Source organism: Embleya sp. NPDC020630, assembly GCF_044334985.1.
GTDB lineage: Bacteria > Actinomycetota > Actinomycetes > Streptomycetales > Streptomycetaceae > Embleya.
The window spans coordinates 57,832-73,373 of record NZ_JBIRUB010000007.1 but is presented as its reverse complement, the minus strand read 5'-3'; the positions used below and the strand labels follow the sequence as shown (position 1 = coordinate 73,373).

The following is a 15,542-nucleotide window of genomic DNA, read 5'->3' as shown; positions in this document are numbered from 1 at the left end:
CGATCGGCCCCGGTGACCGTGTCGGGGCGGTGATCACCGGATGGGGCGGGTGGGGTGACCCGGTGGAGTGGGCGGGTTCGGGGTCGAGGCGGGGGTGACGTGGCCCAGCCACAGCGTGTCGCGGGCGCGGACCATGGCGATGAACAGCCGGCGTCGGGCCGCCTCGGCGCGCTCTCGGGCCGCGAGTCCGCCTCGGTCGCAGGTGGAGTGGGCCAGGTCGTATCTCGGCAGCAGGACGTGCTTGAACTCCAACCCCTTGGCTCGGATGTAGCCGCCGACCTTGACGCCGGCGGTGGTGCGGCCCTCGTAGCGGGCCAGGGGGCATACCGGGATTCCGGCCCGTGCGAGCAGATCCGCGTAGTGGACGACGTCGGCGCCGGATCGGCACAGGACGGCGGTGTCGGGCCAGGTGCGGGGGTCGGCGAGCAGGGTGGTGAGCAGGGCGGCGTCGTGGTCGGCGGGTGAGGGGAGGTTCGCCCGGATGACGGCGGGGTTGGGTTCGGCCGGCGTGTCCGGAGCGCGCGTCCGGTCTGCGAATTCGAGGGGGCGTGGGGCGGTGACGCGGCCGAGTGCCGGGTCCTCGTAGCCGTCCGACGCGACCACCTCGAGTGCGGCGCGGACGATGTCCGGTGCGTTGCGGTAGTTGCGGCGCAGGACGTGCGTGTGCTCGTCGGGGATCACCAGGCCCGCGTCGGCGAGGCGGAACCCGCCCGGGTGGACGGCCTGTTGGCCGTCGCCGATGAGCAACAGGCCGTTGGGCGCGTCGCCGACCAGCGTGTGCAGCAGGCGCACGCCCACCAGGGTGAGGTCCTGTACCTCGTCGACGATCACGGAGGTGTAGGGCGATGCGACCCGGGGCCGTCGGCGTGCCTGGCGCAGGGCGGCGGTCAGGACGTCGTTGAAGTCGGAGATGCCTTCGGCGCGCAGTAGTTGCTCGTAGCGCCGGTACAACCGCCATACCGCGTCGTGGTCTCCGGCGCGGGTCAGTCGGGTTCGGCGGCCGGGGCGGGGCAGGCGGGCGTACTCGGCGGAGGTCTCGATGCCTCGGCCCTTGATCAGGTGGTCGATCTCCTGGCGCCAGTACGCGGGGGAGGCGGCGATGCGGGTGAGGCGTTCGTGGGTGCGGGTCTGTCGGGTCTCGGTGCTGGTTTCGGACCAGGCTCGGTCGAAGGCGGCCGCTGCGCGGGCGGCGTCGAGGCCGGGGGGTCGGGCGCCGTGTTCGTCGAGGAAGCGCAGGGCCCAGGAGTGAATGGTGTGGAAGTCCACCCGATCCACCGCGACCGGCGCCAAGTCGGCCAGGAACGTGCGTTGTACGCGGGGCAGGTTCGCGGTGAAGGTCACGTACAGGACCCGGCCCGCGCCGTGTTGGGCCAGATAGGCGGCCCGATGCAGGCCGACCACGGTCTTGCCGGTCCCGGCCGGGCCGGTGATCCGCGCGGGGCCGGGCCAGTCGGCGCGGACCAGGTCGCACTGGCCGGGGTCGAGGTAGGTCATCCACCGCTCGATCGGCCCGAGTCGGGCGGCGCGCAGCGTGGCGGCGGCGAACTCGCGCGGATCGAACGCCCCGTCGCGCGGCCCGGGCGGCACCGGGTCGACGGGTGCCCGGACGGTGTCCTCGTACGCCGGGAACACCCGCGCCAGCCGGTCCGCGATCACCGCCACGGCGGCCGGGTCGAGGCGGGCCGGGAGGGCCGCCAGATCCGGCCCGACCTGCGCCTCGCCGAGCAGCCGGATCCGGCCGAGGACGGCGTCGACCCGATGGCCGGCGAACACCATCAGCGGCTGCACCGCCACGGGCGAGATGCCCAGCGGCCCCACCGCCTCCTCGGCGATCCGGGTGATCGCCGACAGCTTCGCCGCCTCGTCGTCCCGGGGCCGCTCTCCCGCGAACAGGTGCCCGTCCGCGACCCGTGGGGCGTCGCGCCAGTTCTTGACGTCGACCACGTGGATCCCGCCGGGCCCGACCAGCACCAAGTCGACGTTGGCCGCCCGGGTGCCCGGCCAACGTCGGTCGGCCAGCAGCCGCCATCCGTAGCCGAGCAACAGCAACAGGTGGGCCACGACCCGCTGTTCGGCCGCCGACGCGGCCTCGAACCGCAGCGCCGTCCGACGGGCGGCCACCCACTCCCGCCGCAACTCCCGCTCCCGTGCCCGCGCATCGCGCGCGAGCCGGGCCAGCGACCCACCCGCCTCCACAGCCCGCATCGCACCCGTCCCCCGCTGCGCTCCCGGGCGGCGCCGGCTTTCGGGCGGGCCGCTCGCGAATCACGTCGCATGTCCATGCTAATCCGGCTCGATGCCTGAAGACACGCGCCGGTGGCCGGTGTCGGCGGAGGTGGGCGTGGCCTGGTGGAAGTACATTCGCCAGCCCTCCGGGGAGTGGCGCCACAGGGAACTGCGGAGGGTGTGCCGGTCGGTGGACTCGGTTCGGAAGGTCAGGTGGACCAGGTTCGGGGCCAGGAGGGTGCCGGACATCGCGGACACGGTCGTTCGGATCGGCTCCTCGGTGGCCAGGGCGTCGAGGGTACTGTCGCGGTCCCAGCGGCGTCCGGAGCGTCCGAACTCCACGAAGTCGGGGTCGAGTAGTGCGGACACGGCTTTTCGGGAGCGTCGTACGGCGGGATCGAGCAGTCGCAGCTCGCCGGTGACGGCGGCTCGGATCGCGGATTCGTGGTCGGCTTGGGCTTGGGCTCGGGTCGCGGTTGTGGCTTCGGTTTCGGTTTCTGCTTCGTTGGTCATTGGGCGAGTTTGGACCATCTCATCGGGGATGACCGACCGGTTTTGTTCGGTTCAGGACGTGCGGGCGGGGGTCCAGGTGCCCGGGCGGATCACTACGGCGGTGGTGTGGATCGGGGGGCTGTGGCGGAAGCGGAGGGTGAAGGGGATGGTTTGGCCGGGGGTGAGTTTGGGGGGTGTGCCGAGCATGATGTTCGCGCCGCTCGCGGTCATGCCGAGCAGGCCGTTGGCCGGGATCGGCAGGGCCTTGGTCATCCACATGCGGCCGGCGTAGCCCGTGTAGGTGTGGAAGCTGAAGCCGACGTCGGTGGTGATGGGGGTGCTGACGGAGACGAGTTCGTCGTTGGCGTCGCCGGTGTTGCGGATGGTGAAGTAGGCGGAGGTGGCGTCGGCGTTGGTGGCCAGGTGTACCCGACCGTCGCTGATGGAGAGCCTGGGTGCGGTACCGGCGCGGCCGGTCGCGGTCCAGACGGTGAGCAGGGTCAGCGCGAGGGCGGCGGCCAGGACGGGGCCGGCGACGGACTTCAACGCGGCCAGGGCCTTCGGTACGGACGGGGGCCTCGGTGTGGACGGGGGCTTCGGTGCGGTCAGGGGCCTCATGTCCGGTCCCGCTTCGCGTCGTCGGGGCGGCCGGCCCGGAAACGGGTCAGCCGGAGGCTGTTGGTGACCACCGCGAGCGAGCTGACCGACATCGCGGCGGCGGCGAGCATGGGATTGAGCAGCCCGGTCACCGCGATCGGGATCAGTACCACGTTGTAGCCGAACGCCCAGCCGAGGTTGGCCCGGATCGTCCCGGTCGTGCGCCGGGAGAGCCGGATCGCGTCGGCCAGCGCGCCCAGATCGTCGCGCACCAGCGTCACGTCGGCGACGCCGATCGCCGCCGCCGTGCCGCCGCCCATGCCGATGCCCAGGTCCGCCTCGCCGAGCGCGATCGTGTCGTTGATGCCGTCGCCGACCACCGCGACGGCCCGTCCGGGCTGGTCCTGCCGCAGGCCGCGGACGAGTTCGGCCTTGTCGTGCGGGTCCAACTCGCTCAGCACCTCGTCGATCCCGACCGCGTCGGCCACCGCCCGGGCCGGCCCCGGCCGATCGCCCGTGGCCAGGATCACCGTGACGCCGAGCCGATCGAGCGCCCGGATCGCGGCGGCGGCCTCCGGGCGTACCGAGTCGCCCAGGACCAGCACCCCCGCCGGCACGCCGTTGACCGTCGCGACGACCGCGGTGTCCCCGGCGGCGTCCGCCTCGGACAGCGCCGCGCGCAGGCCGGCGGGCAGCGCCGTGACGTCCTCGACGCCCGGGCGCAGGACGGCCACCCGTGAGCCGTCCACCAGGCCGCGGACGCCGATTCCGGGCTCCGAGGCGAAATCGGCGACCGGCGGCAGCGTGCCCGCGCGCTCGGTGGCGGCGCGGGTGAGGGCCCGGCCGATCGGGTGCCCGGACGCGGACTCGACCGCGCCGACCCGGGCCAGCAGTTCGCCCGGGTCGACGTCGGGCGCGGCCACGCAGCGCAGCAGGCTCATGCCGCCGGTGGTCAGCGTGCCGGTCTTGTCGACCACGACGGTGCCCACACGGCGCAGGCGCTCCAGGGCGGCGGGTTCGCGGATCAGTACGCCGAGCCGCGCGCCGCGCCCGGTGGCGGCCAGGATCGCGGTGGGTGTGGCCAGGCCGAGGGCGCACGGGCAGGCCACCACCAGGACGGCCATGGTCGCACCGGCCGCGGCCTGCGGGTCGCCGCCGGCGCCGAGCCAGAAGCCGAGCACGGTCACGGCCGTGGCCAGTACGGACGGGACGAACACGCCCGCGATGCGGTCGGCGAGCCGCTGTGCGCCGGTCTTGCCGGCCTGGGCCTCCTCCACCGCGGCGGTGATCCGGGCGAGGCGGGTGTCCGCACCGACGGCGGTGGCCCTCGCGGTGATCCGGCCGCCCTCGTTGACGCTGCCGCCGGGCACCTGGTCGTCGGGGCCGACCTCCATCGGGCGGCTTTCCCCGGTCAGGTGGGACACGTCGAGCGCGGAGCGGCCGTCGACCACGACGCCGTCGGCGGGCACCCGGTCGCCGGGCCGGACCACGAACACCTGACCGACCGTCAGGGACGCGGTCGGCACGGTCACCTCGACCGTCTTCCCGCCGGGCCCCGGGTGCAGGACGGCCACCCGGTCCGGGACGAGGGCGGCCAACTCGCGCAGCGCGGAGCCGGTCCGGGTCCGGGCCCGGTCCTCCAACCGGCGGCCGAGCAGGACGAACAGCGGCACGGCGACGGCGACTTCGAGGTACATGTGCGCCTCGTCGCCGGTGGCGGGCGGCAGCAGGGTGAAGGGCATCCGCATCCCGGGCTCGCCGGCGCCGCCGCCGAACAGGGCCCACAGGGACCAGCCGAACGCGGCGAGTACGCCGAGGCTGACCAGGGTGTCCATGGTCGCGCCCGCGTAGCGCAGTCCGTGCAGGGCCCGACGATGGAACGGCCAGGCCCCCCACGTGGCCACCGGCGCGGCCAGCGTCAGGCACAACCACTGCCAGTTGGTGAACTGCCAGGCGGGCACCATCGACAGGACCAGTACGGGCAGCGCCAGCGCGGCCACGATCAGGAGGTTGCGCCGACCGGGGTCGATCGCCTCGGCGGCCGGGCCGGTCGCGGCGGCGCCGGCGGGATTCGGGCCGGCCACGGTCGCCTCGTAGCCGGCGGCGGTGATGGCCGCGAGGAGGTCGATCACCGGCAGGGACGCGGGGTGTACGACGCGGGCCCGGCCGGTGGCGAGGTTGACCGTGGCGGTGACGCCGTCGAGCCGGGCCAGCCGACGCTCGACCCGATTCACGCAGGCGCCGCAGGTCATGCCGGAGACGCTCACGTCGGTGGTGATCGGTCGGGTCGAGGTGGTCACAGGGCGGCGCCCGAGGTGCGGAGGCGGCCGTCGGGTTCGCCCAGGCCCATCCGGCCGTGCCCGCCGCCCTCCTCGCCCATCTTGACCGGCGCCCCGGGCGGACCCGGCTTGCGCAGGTCGGGCGCCACCGGGCCGGCTTGGCGGCCGATCGTGAACGCGACGACGAACAGCACCAGCAGCAGGCCGAGGAAGGCGAGCACCGTTCCGGGCGCCGAACCGGCCCGACGCGACGTCGCCGTCGGGCGCGGAGGCAAATCCGAGGTGAGTGCGGTGTCTTCGGCATTTCCGGCATCTTTGGCGGCCCCGCCGGTCCGCGGCCGGAACGGCGGGCGCAGGCGCAGGTGCCAGGGGCGATCCCGGGGGTCGGGTCCACCGGCGAACACGGGCATGAATCGGGCTCCAGGGATCGGTCGGTGGGCGAGGGCACCCCGGTAGTCGGCCGGTGATCATGCCTGGTTCCCGGACGACACGATTCACCCGCACTCGCGGTGGACGTTCGGGATCCGGAGTCGAGTTCGGTCCGGGTTTCGGCGGGGTTCGGGAGAAGTTCGGGAAGTGGGCGGCCACCCCCGGGTCCGATCGGCGCCCGCGGATGGGAACATGAGGCTCACCATGCCTGCCCGGTCCGTGCTTCGAGCCGTTCGCGCCGCGATGTTCGCGGTGGTCTGTGTGTTGCTCGCGCTGTTCGGGCACACCCTGATGTCCGACGCCCCGGTGCACTGGGTCGCCCCGGTCGGGGCCGGGGTCGGGATCGGCGTACTGGCCTGGGCCGTGGCCGATCGCGAACGTGGACTGGGCGCGATCACGGCCGCCGTACTGGCCGCCCAGGCCGGGTTGCACACATTGTTCACGCTGGCCCGGCAACCGGTCGCCGAGCCGACCGGCGCGGCCCGCTTTCGATCCCAGTGGCTTCAAGTGCTGCTGTGCAACGACGACCGCCCCGGCGACGCGCCGACCCACTCTGTGGCCGAACTGCTCACCCGGATGCGGCTCGACCCGGACCTGGCCCGACAGTCCCCGGCGGCGGCCGGCTTCGGCGGGCCTTCGACCGGCTCCGGTGGGCACCACATGGCCGGCGCCGGTTCGGGATCCGGGTCCGGTTCCGCGATGGGCGGGATGAACCACGACGGTGTGCTGATGTCCGTTCTGGGACACGGCGGTACCGGGATGTTCGCCGCACACGTGCTGGCCGCGCTCGGGTGCGGCCTGTGGTTGCGGCACGGCGAGAAGGCGGTTTTCCGACTGCTGCGCCTGCTCGCCACGATGGCGGGCAGCGTGGTGCTCGCGCTGGTCGGCGCCTGGACGTCGCCGATCGCCACCGGCCGCCCCGCGATGCCGAGGGCGAGCCGGCGTCGGGTGCGGGCCGTCCCCAAGTGGGTCAGCCGTCCCCTACCGGGTCGAGGGCCGCCGGCGGCGCTGTACGCCTGACGTCCACCGATGTCCACCGATGTGCGCTCCGGCCCACGCACGCCCGCGCGGGACGGCCGGGTCCGTCGTGCCTTCGGCGCGGTGACCTCGCCCGATCCGGGCCTGCCCCGGGCGCGTCGGCGCCCGCGGCCGTCGTCGCATCGCGGTCGGTGGATTCAGGCGTACCGGTCACCCGAGTGACACCGGTGTCGTGACCGGGGAACGTTCCCCGGTTCTCGCGGCCACGGTGCGATTCTTCACGCCGTTGCCGAAATGTCCGTGTTCGGCCATGTGTGTCCTCGGGTGTTCCACCGCACCGTCGTCGAGTCCGAGTCGCAGGCACCGCCGCACTCGGCTCCCGGTGCGCGCCCCTCCACCCGCTCGGCATCGATCCGCCCGGCGCCGATCGATCGCCGCCCGCACGACGAGGACGTGGACCATGTCTGCTCTCCACCCTGTCGCCCGACCGGAACACCGGCCCGAACACCGGCCCGAGCACCAACTGCCGGCCCTCGCGACCACCTTGATGCTGCGCGCCCCGGCGCGCCGTACCGCTCACCCCACGCCCGACCCGTCCCGCGCGTGCGAAGCCGCGCGCGGCGACCACACCGCCTCGGTGACCCCGCTCGACTCCCGCCGCTCCGGGGATCCCACGCCCGACCTCGACCTGACCGCGCGCGCCCTCGCCGGCGCGGCCGGTGACCCGGAGGCCGTGGACGACTTCGTCCGGGGCACGCATCGCGACGTGTGGCGCTTCGTCGCCTATCTGACCGACGTCCAGAGCGCGGACGACCTCACCCAGGAGACGTACCTGCGAGCCTGGACGGCACTGCCCCGTTTCACGGGGGCGTCCTCGGTCCGGACCTGGCTGTTGTCCATCGCCCGACGCACCGTCGTCGACCGGTATCGGGCGGCGGCCGCGCGGCCCCGTACCGCCGCCGTCGACGACTGGGTGGAAGTCGCCGAACGCCGCCAGGACATCACCCGTCCCGGCTTCGACGAGGGCCTGGCCCTCGACGACCTGTTCGGCGCGCTGCATCCGGCCCGACGCGAGGCATTCGTCCTGACCCAGGTGCTCGACTTCGGCTACGCCGAGGCGGCCGTCATCGCCGGCTGCCCGATCGGCACCGTACGCTCACGCGTCGCCAGAGCCCGAAGCGACCTGATCGCACTCCTGCGCGAGGCCGACGAAGCCGGCTACGACTCCCCGGAACCCCACCCCACCCCCCATCGCAAAGCCGGCTGACCCGGCCATCACCCGAGGGCACGCCACGATCACATGGCGTGCCCTCACCCCCCGGCGCGGATTCGCGCCGGGCGGATGTCGAGACTCCGTCGTCGGTTCCGACCTCGGGGCGAACGGTGGCCCCAAACACCGTTGGCAAGGATCGAGAGGGCGGAAACAGCATGCAGAAGGTTGTGCAACAGGCCATCGACCGGTTGGTGGAGTCGGGCGCCGAGCTGGGCATCCAGGTCGCGGTCTACCGGCACGGCGAGCTGGTGGTGGACGCGGTGGCGGGCGTCGCCGATCCGGACGGCGATCGTCCGGTCACCTCGGACATGCCGTTCTACAGCGCCTCCACGGGCAAGGGGGTGACCGCGACGGTGGTGCACGTCCTCGCGGATCGTGGTGCCCTCGACTACGACACGCCGATCGTCGAGTTCTGGCCGGAGTTCGGTGCCCACGGCAAGGACAAGGCGACCATCCGCCATGCGCTGACCCACTCCGTCGGCGTCCCGGCGGTGCCGGCCGATCTCACCGTGCGGACCTGGCCGACTGGGAGGGGATGTGTGCCCTGATCGCCGGCTCAAAGCCCTGGTGGGAGCCCGGGACCGAGACCGGATACCACGCGATGACCTGGGGTTTCGTGATGGGCGAGATCGTGCGCCGGGCCGTCGGCGCGCCGATATCGCAGGTGCTGCGGCAGGAGGTGGCGGCTCCGCTGGGCATCGCCGACGAATTGTTCTTCGGCGTCCCGGAGTCCGAGCTGGGCCGGCTCGCCCGACTCGAGGACGCGCCCGGCTCCGCCGCGATGATGGCGGCGCTGCCCGCCGACATGCCGATGTTCAAGGCCACGCCCCTCGCGGTGACCCCCAGCGCCGAATACGGCAACAACCCCGTCGTGCTCACGTCGGACATTCCCTCGGGCGGCACGATGTCCGCCCGCGCGCTGGCCAGGATGTACGCCGCGCTGCTCGGCGAAGTGGACGGTGTGCGGCTGGTCTCGGCCGCGCGGCTGCGCGAGATCGCGGCCCAGGCCACGGCCGACGTCGACCGGATGGTCGGCTTCCCCGTGCCGCGCGCGCTGGGCTACAACCTCGGCCGGCCGGGCGCCGCGCCGGAGCAGACGCCCGGCGTTTTCGGCATGCCCGGCATGGGAGGCAGCGCGGCGTACGCCGACACCGAGACCGGCATCTCCTTCGCGCTGACCAAGAACCGGTTCTTCCCCGGCCCCTCGGCCGCGGTCGAGGAGATCGGCGAACTGGTCGCGAGGGCCGCCACCGAGTGAGCCCTTCCGCGGGTGGCCGGGATCGGAGCCGGTCCCGGCCTCGCGGCTGGGGCGGTCGCCGCCGCTACGCCTTGCGGTCCGCGAGTGTGTACGACGCGGCGGCCACCGCCCCGGCCACCGCGAATACCGAGGGCCAGGCGCCGATCTTCTTCGCGAGTGGGTGCGAGGCGCCGAACGCGACCGTGTACAGGCCGGTCAGCGCGGCGGCGGTCGGCGTACCGGCCCGCTCCCGCCACCCCTTGGCCGCCACCGCACCCGCCGCGGCCAACACCGCACCGCCGAGCGGTCGCCGCTTCGTGTAGCGGGCAACCGCGTACCCGCCGATCAACCCGGCGGCGGCAACGGCGGTGGAAGGCACACGAGCCATGGAACGCACTCCTCAAAGCGACGACGAAACCGCGGTCGATCGATGCCACCGGACCCGGCGGCGACCGATCGACCGCTCCGCCCACGAACCTAACCCCCCGCGATTCGCCGCCGCCCCCCCGCCCGGCGCCGAGGTCGCGTCAGGCGACCGCGGTCCCCTCCAGTTCGACCATCAGGGTCGGGATCGCCAGCCGGGTCACCCCGAGCATCGTGGTGGTCGGTGCCACCCCTGCGGCGCCCAATCGTGACGCCAGCACGCCGTAGTGCCGAAAGAGCAGATCGACGTCGGTGGTGTAGACGTTGAGCCGGATCAGGTTCGCGAGGGACATGCCGGCCTCGCCGAGAACGGCCTCCAGGTTGTCGAGGGTCAGTGCCAACTGCGCCGCCATGTCCCCGTCGTGCTCGGGCTTGCCCTCCGCGCTCATCGCGGTCTGCCCGGAGCAGTACAGGGTCCGGGTGTGCCCGGAGACGACCTCTCCCTGGTTGAACCCCAGCTCCGTCGACCACGTCACCGGGTTGACTGCCGTTCGTTCCATCGCCACGTCGGCTCCATTCGCAGGTGTCGGAAGTACATACGTCCGGCGGCTCGACGGCCGCCCCCGACGTCGTGGGAAGAGCCTCGCAATGAATCACGACATCCTTGGTCAGGTATTCCGATAAATTCTCGAGGTGCGCGCCGATCGGTTGGTTTCGCTGGTGTTGTTGCTGCGGCAGCGCGGTCGGCTGACCGCCGCCACGCTGGCCGACGAGCTGGAGGTGTCCACGCGCACCGTGCTGCGCGACATCGAGGCGCTGTCCGCTGCCGGTGTCCCGGTCTACGCCGAGCGCGGCCGGCACGGCGGGTTCGTGTTGTCGCCCGGTTTCCGGACCGAGCTGACCGGGCTGAACCACGACGAGGCCCTCGCCCTCCTGGCTGCCGGATCGGGGCGCGGCGAGCAGGTCTTCGGCCTCGGGTCGGCGCTCGCCTCGGCGATGCGCAAGGTGGTCGACGCGCTGCCCGAAAGCCATCGGGCCACCGCGAACGACGCCGCGCAGCGGTTTCTCGTCGAGCCGGAGACCGACCTGCTCTCGCGCCGGTCGCCGGCCGAGGAGGTGCCCCGTACGGCGATGGTCGAGGTCCGGCGCGCGGTGCTGGCCGGACACCGGCTCCGGATCCACTACGCGCCCACCGGCCGGGAGCCGCAGTGGCGCACGGTGGACCCGATCGGCCTGGTCACCGTGCGCGATCGGGGCTATCTGCTGGCCACCCGATCCGGCGAGGACCGCACCTACCGGCTGTCGCGGGTGCTGGCCGCCGAGGAACTGCCCGAACCGGCCCAGCGGCCGAATCGGGTCGACCTGGACCGGGTCTGGCGCGAACGCTGCGCGCAGTTCCTGGCCGACGAACAATTCGCCGTACTGGTACGGGTGAACCCGGCACGGCGGGAGGAGCTGTTGGCCACCGCGCTGGCCGTGCGCGCCGAAGAGCCCGAGGCGGACGGCCGACTGCGCCTGGAAGTGACCTTCCAGGACGCTCGCCACGCCGAATGGGCCCTGTGGCAACTCGACCCGGACGCCGAGGCACTGGCGCCCCGGTCGTTGCGCACGTCCCTGCACGAGCGCGCCATGGCTGCCGCGACCCGCTACACGACCTCCCCCTGACCGTCGGCCCGCCTTTGTCGGGGGTGGCGGGTAGTGTTCGTCGGTCGGCGGTGTTGTCGGTTGTGAGTGGTTCGTACGCATTCGGTGCGGCGGGAGGAGGTGGGCCGTGGATTCGACTCGGTGCGGGGTGCGCCGTGCCTCGGTCGACCGGGTCGGGCCGGGCGTGTGGTGCGGGTGAGGGCGCCTCGCGTGGCCGTGGCGCCCGACGCCTATGGGCACGGCGGATGGCTGCGGCCGCTCGGGGACGACGGGGTGCCGCTCGGGGCGGCCGTCCACGTGACCGATCTGGTCGCGGCGGTGGCCGACTTCGAGGCCGCGCCGGTGCCGCCCCGATGGGTGTGGGCGTCGGCGGAGAGTGCGTACGCGCCGTTGTTGCCCTGCCGGGTGAGCCGCTGCCACGACCTCGCGCTGGTCGAGTCGCTGCTGCTCGCGCACGAGGAGCGGGTCGGCGAACCCCGCTCGCTGGGCGCGGCCTGGGCCCGGCTGAAGGGCCTGCCGGTGCCCGAGGACCTGCCGATCGGCGTCGCCGACGCGCAGGACAGCCTGTTCGTCCCCGATCGGCTGCGGCTGCCCGCCGGCGTCGACGCGCTGGAGGCCGTGGTGGCGGTGCACGCCGACCAGGTGCGCCGCATCGACGCGATCGAGGACGCCGCCCGCCGCTCCCGCTTCCGGCTCCTGGTCGCCGCCGAGTCGGCCGGCGGGCTGGCCGCGGCCGAGATGGCCGCCGACGGGCTGCCCTGGCGGGTCGACGTACACGACGCGCTGCTCACCGAACTGCTCGGCGCCCGGCCCCGGGTCGCGGGCACGCCGCCGCAACACCTCGCCGACCTGGCCGAACAACTGCGCGCGGCGCTCGGCGGGCGGGCGTTCAACCCCGATTCGCATCCGCAGGTGCTGAAGGCGTTCGCCGATCAGGGCGTACGGCTCACCTCGACCCGCACCTGGTACCTGCGCGACGTGTCCCACCCGGCCGCCGCCCTGTTGATCAAGTACAAGGAACTCGCCCGCCTGCACGCCGCGCACGGGTGGGCGTGGCAGGACACCTGGGTGCGCGGCGGCCGATTCCGCCCCGAGTACGTCGTCGGCGGTGTCGTCACCGGCCGCTGGGCCGGTCGCGGCGGCGGCGCGCTGCAGATCCCGCGCGTCCTGCGCGGCGCGGTCGTGGCCGACCCCGGGTGGCGGCTGGTGGTCGCCGACGCGGCGCAGCTGGAGCCGCGCGTGCTGGCCGCGATGTCGGGCGACGCCGGGCTGGCCCGTTCCGCCGCCGCCGGCGACCTGTACGAGGCGTTGGCCAAGGCCGCCTTCCAGGGTGATCGGGCCAAGGCCAAACTCGGCCTGCTCGGCGCGATGTACGGGCAGACCAGCGGCGACATCGGTCCGCTCCTGACCACCCTGCGGCGGCGGTATCCGGACGCGATGGGCTACGTCGAGGCCGCCGCGCGCACCGGCGAGGAGGGCGGCATCGTACGGTCGCGGCTCGGGCGTACCTGCCCGCCGCCCTCCTCCGCCTGGCTCGACCTCGCCGAGGGCGGCGCGAGCGGCGAACCAGGCGCCGACCGCACCGACGACGCGGGCGCCCGATCCACGCGCGCCCGGGGCCGTTTCACCCGCAACTTCGTCATCCAGGCCAGTGCCGCCGACTGGGCGCTGGCCCTGCTCGCCGCGCTGCGCCGTCGGCTCGCCCGCTACGACGCGTCCCCGTCGGGCCGCCCGCATCTGGTCTTCTTCCAACACGACGAGTTCATCGTGCACAGCCCCGCGGACCTGACCGAGGCGGTATCCGCCGCGATCACCGAGGCGGCGGAGGAGGCCCGGACCCTGGTCTTCGGCGACACGCCCGTCCTGCTGCCGCTGGTCCCGACGGCGACCCGGACCTACGCCGAGGCCAAGTAGCGCACGCCGCCCGCACGGTCGGCCTCAACCGGATCCGGGCCGGGGGCGGGATCGGCCCTCGGCGACCCGGTGGGCCCGGCGGTAGGCGCTCGGGGTGGTGTCGGTGAGGGCGCGGAAGTGTCGGCGCATGGCGGCCGGTGTGCCGAAGCCCGTGCGGTCCGCGATCAGTTCGACGGGGAAGTCGGTTTCCCGGAGCAGGCGTTGCGCCTCTTCCAGGCGGATGCGGAGCAGGTATTGGAGCGGGCTCAGACCGGTGTGCGCGTGGAAGCGGCGGGTGAGGCTGCTGACGCTGGTCCGGGCGTGGGCGGCGAGGCCGGCGACGGTGAGCGGCTCGTGGAGGTGCTTGCGCATCCAGCGCAGTGTCGGGTCCAGGCCGACGCTTTCGGCGACCTCCCGGGCGATCGCCTCCTGGACGTCGTCGGCGTACACGTGCAGCGGGGTGATGAGTTCCCGGCTCGTCGCCTCGGCCACCCGCCGGCCGTGGTCGTGCGCCAGGATCCGCAGGCAGACGTCGATGCCGCCGAAGACGCCCGCGGCGGTGAGGAAGGGGCCGTCCTCGATCGCGATGCCGAGCGGGTCGACGTCGATGTCGGGGTGCAGTTCGGCCAGTTCGTCGGTGTGGCGTCGGTTGGTGGTGGCTCGGCGTCCGCTCAGGAGTCCGGTCGCGGCGAGGGTGAAGGTCCCGGTGTCGACGGCGGCGATCCGGCCGCCGCGCGATGCCGCGGCGCGCAGTGCCGCGAGGACACCGGCCGGCGGCGCGTCCCGAAAGCCGTCGTGGCCCGGGACCAGTACGACGTCCGCGTCCGCGAGGGCATCGAGTCCGTAGGGCGCGCCGATCCGCAACCCGGCCGGCCCGCCGGTCACCCGGGGCCCGGGCCCCGAACAGATCCTGATCTCGTATGCGACGCCGCGATGTTCGCGCCCGGCGACCCCGAACACCAGCCCGGGGGCGGTGAGCTGGTGCCCGGGAACCCCGTCGAGGGCGAGCACGGCAATGACCGACATGACCGAATCCAACCACTCGCGGTCCACCGAAACCGCACACCACATCGACACGCCACGCACCCGTCGCGCGGCCCGCCCGACGCGGGGTGTCCCACGTCGGGCGGGCCGGGGGTGTGGGTGGTGGCGGATCGGGTTACTTGTTGTTGCGCATCGTCGTGTGGATCCAGCTCTTGTACGCGGTGTCGTTCGTGTACAGGCCCGGGCCCGTCGCGCAGCCCGGCTTGCCGTCGCCGTCGCCGGACGTGGTGCCGATCAGCTCCCACCGGCCGGCGCGGTTCTTTTGGATCTGCGGGCCGCCGGAGTCGCCGAAGCAGGCCATGGCGTTGAGCTTGCGGCTGACCGTGCACAGGCGCGTGCCGTCGGTGCGGCCGTTGCACTCGGCGCTGGTGCCCAGCCGGGTGTCCAACTCCTGGAGCCGGTTCGGGAAGACGGCGTTGTCCAGGCTGTCCGGGTCGACGATCGTGCCGAAGCCGAGGAGTCGAGTCGGCGTGCCCACCGGCCCGGCCTGCTTGGCGAGCTTGATCGGCTTCTCCTTGACCGGCCGGTCCAGGCGGATCAACGCGAGGTCGTTCACGTTGTAGCCACCCTCCTCGGCGGGCTGCGAGTAGCCGGGGTGCATCACGATCTTGTCGATCTTGCGCACAGTGCCGCCCTGCGTGCGGTTCTCGCTGCCGATCCGCACCGTCCCGGCCAGTTCGATCGGCAGGTCGCGGTCGACACAGTGCGCCGCGGTGAGCACCCACCGCTTGTCGATCAAGGTGGCCCCGCATCCGGCGTCCACGCCCGCCGCCTTCATCGGCACGTAGGCCATGAACCGGTACTTCTCGGTCGAGTCCTGCCCGTTGACGATCGCCCCGGCGCTGCCGGCGAAGGCCGTGGTGCCGAGCACCAGTGCCGCCCCCGTGGCCGTGAGCGCCTTGGCGACCAGGCCGCGCCGGCGGCGCGGGGAAGCGCCGGTGTCGGCGGTGGGACGCGAGGTGGTTGCGCGCATGTGGTGACCTTTCGTGGAGGGAGTATCGGCCGCACAGGGGTGCGGCGGCCGTACCCGGGGCCGGATGTCTCCCGCATCCGACCTCGTGCTGTTCATCCTCGGCGCGGCGACCGG

Annotated in this window: 13 protein-coding genes and 1 pseudogene; 5 read left to right on the top strand and 9 right to left on the bottom strand. The window is 73.5% G+C overall.

All coding sequences use genetic code 11. From position 1 onward, the window contains the following. Positions 1 to 33 precede the first annotated feature (33 nt). From ACH4XV_RS24180 to ACH4XV_RS24160, 5 genes are all read right to left on the bottom strand, one after another. On the bottom strand, positions 34 to 2,205 hold the full coding sequence (locus ACH4XV_RS24180; RefSeq protein ID WP_395793083.1) for a UvrD-helicase domain-containing protein: 2,172 nt from the start codon (positions 2,203 to 2,205) through the stop codon (positions 34 to 36). 78 nt (positions 2,206 to 2,283) lie between these two features. After that, positions 2,284 to 2,739 carry a DUF4440 domain-containing protein gene (locus tag ACH4XV_RS24175; protein ID WP_395793081.1) on the bottom strand — a complete coding sequence of 152 codons (456 nt, stop codon included), beginning with the start codon at positions 2,737 to 2,739 and terminating at the stop codon, positions 2,284 to 2,286. Positions 2,740 to 2,790: 51 nt separating this feature from the next. Next, entirely contained in the window at positions 2,791 to 3,336 is a 546-nt protein-coding gene (locus ACH4XV_RS24170; protein ID WP_395793079.1) for a copper chaperone PCu(A)C, read from the bottom strand. Then, entirely contained in the window at positions 3,333 to 5,615 is a 2,283-nt protein-coding gene (locus ACH4XV_RS24165) for a heavy metal translocating P-type ATPase (RefSeq protein WP_395793077.1), read from the bottom strand. Before ACH4XV_RS24165 ends, ACH4XV_RS24170 begins: the two co-directional genes overlap by 4 nt. Continuing rightward, positions 5,612 to 6,004 carry a hypothetical protein gene (locus ACH4XV_RS24160; RefSeq protein WP_395793075.1) on the bottom strand — a complete coding sequence of 131 codons (393 nt, stop codon included), beginning with the start codon at positions 6,002 to 6,004 and terminating at the stop codon, positions 5,612 to 5,614. Before ACH4XV_RS24160 ends, ACH4XV_RS24165 begins: the two co-directional genes overlap by 4 nt. Before the next feature lie 211 nt (positions 6,005 to 6,215). Here ACH4XV_RS24160 and ACH4XV_RS24155 point away from each other — a divergent pair, with 211 nt between their 5' ends. From ACH4XV_RS24155 to ACH4XV_RS24145, 3 genes and pseudogenes are all read left to right on the top strand, one after another. Beyond that, positions 6,216 to 7,043, top strand: a complete 828-nt coding sequence (locus ACH4XV_RS24155) for a hypothetical protein (RefSeq protein ID WP_395793073.1) — start codon at positions 6,216 to 6,218, stop codon at positions 7,041 to 7,043. Positions 7,044 to 7,548: 505 nt separating this feature from the next. Further along, a complete protein-coding gene (locus ACH4XV_RS24150) occupies positions 7,549 to 8,268 on the top strand; it encodes a sigma-70 family RNA polymerase sigma factor (RefSeq protein ID WP_395793755.1) in 720 nt (239 codons plus the stop codon). A 161-nt stretch (positions 8,269 to 8,429) separates the two neighbouring features. Beyond that, a pseudogene (locus ACH4XV_RS24145) lies at positions 8,430 to 9,532 on the top strand (serine hydrolase domain-containing protein). A gap of 64 nt (positions 9,533 to 9,596) precedes the next feature. Here ACH4XV_RS24145 and ACH4XV_RS24140 read toward each other — a convergent pair. Together ACH4XV_RS24140 and ACH4XV_RS24135 are read right to left on the bottom strand one after the other, a co-directional pair. Beyond that, positions 9,597 to 9,899, bottom strand: a complete 303-nt coding sequence (locus ACH4XV_RS24140; RefSeq protein WP_395793071.1) for a hypothetical protein — start codon at positions 9,897 to 9,899, stop codon at positions 9,597 to 9,599. Between the two features lie 139 nt (positions 9,900 to 10,038). Further along, complete coding sequence (locus ACH4XV_RS24135; protein WP_395793069.1) at positions 10,039 to 10,434, bottom strand: RidA family protein; 396 nt, start codon at positions 10,432 to 10,434, stop codon at positions 10,039 to 10,041. Positions 10,435 to 10,567: 133 nt separating this feature from the next. Here ACH4XV_RS24135 and ACH4XV_RS24130 point away from each other — a divergent pair, with 133 nt between their 5' ends. Next, entirely contained in the window at positions 10,568 to 11,539 is a 972-nt protein-coding gene (locus ACH4XV_RS24130) for a helix-turn-helix transcriptional regulator (protein WP_395793067.1), read from the top strand. Positions 11,540 to 11,734: 195 nt separating this feature from the next. After that, positions 11,735 to 13,432, top strand: a complete 1,698-nt coding sequence (locus ACH4XV_RS24125) for a bifunctional 3'-5' exonuclease/DNA polymerase (RefSeq protein ID WP_395793753.1) — start codon at positions 11,735 to 11,737, stop codon at positions 13,430 to 13,432. A gap of 24 nt (positions 13,433 to 13,456) precedes the next feature. Here ACH4XV_RS24125 and ACH4XV_RS24120 read toward each other — a convergent pair whose 3' ends face one another. Both ACH4XV_RS24120 and ACH4XV_RS24115 read right to left on the bottom strand, forming a co-directional pair. Beyond that, the gene (locus ACH4XV_RS24120; RefSeq protein WP_395793065.1) at positions 13,457 to 14,437 is read right to left on the bottom strand and encodes a GlxA family transcriptional regulator; all 981 of its coding nucleotides are present in this window, start codon (positions 14,435 to 14,437) and stop codon (positions 13,457 to 13,459) included. A 133-nt stretch (positions 14,438 to 14,570) separates the two neighbouring features. Further along, on the bottom strand, positions 14,571 to 15,428 hold the full coding sequence (locus ACH4XV_RS24115) for a S1 family peptidase (protein WP_395793063.1): 858 nt from the start codon (positions 15,426 to 15,428) through the stop codon (positions 14,571 to 14,573). Between the last annotated feature and the right edge of the window lie 114 nt (positions 15,429 to 15,542).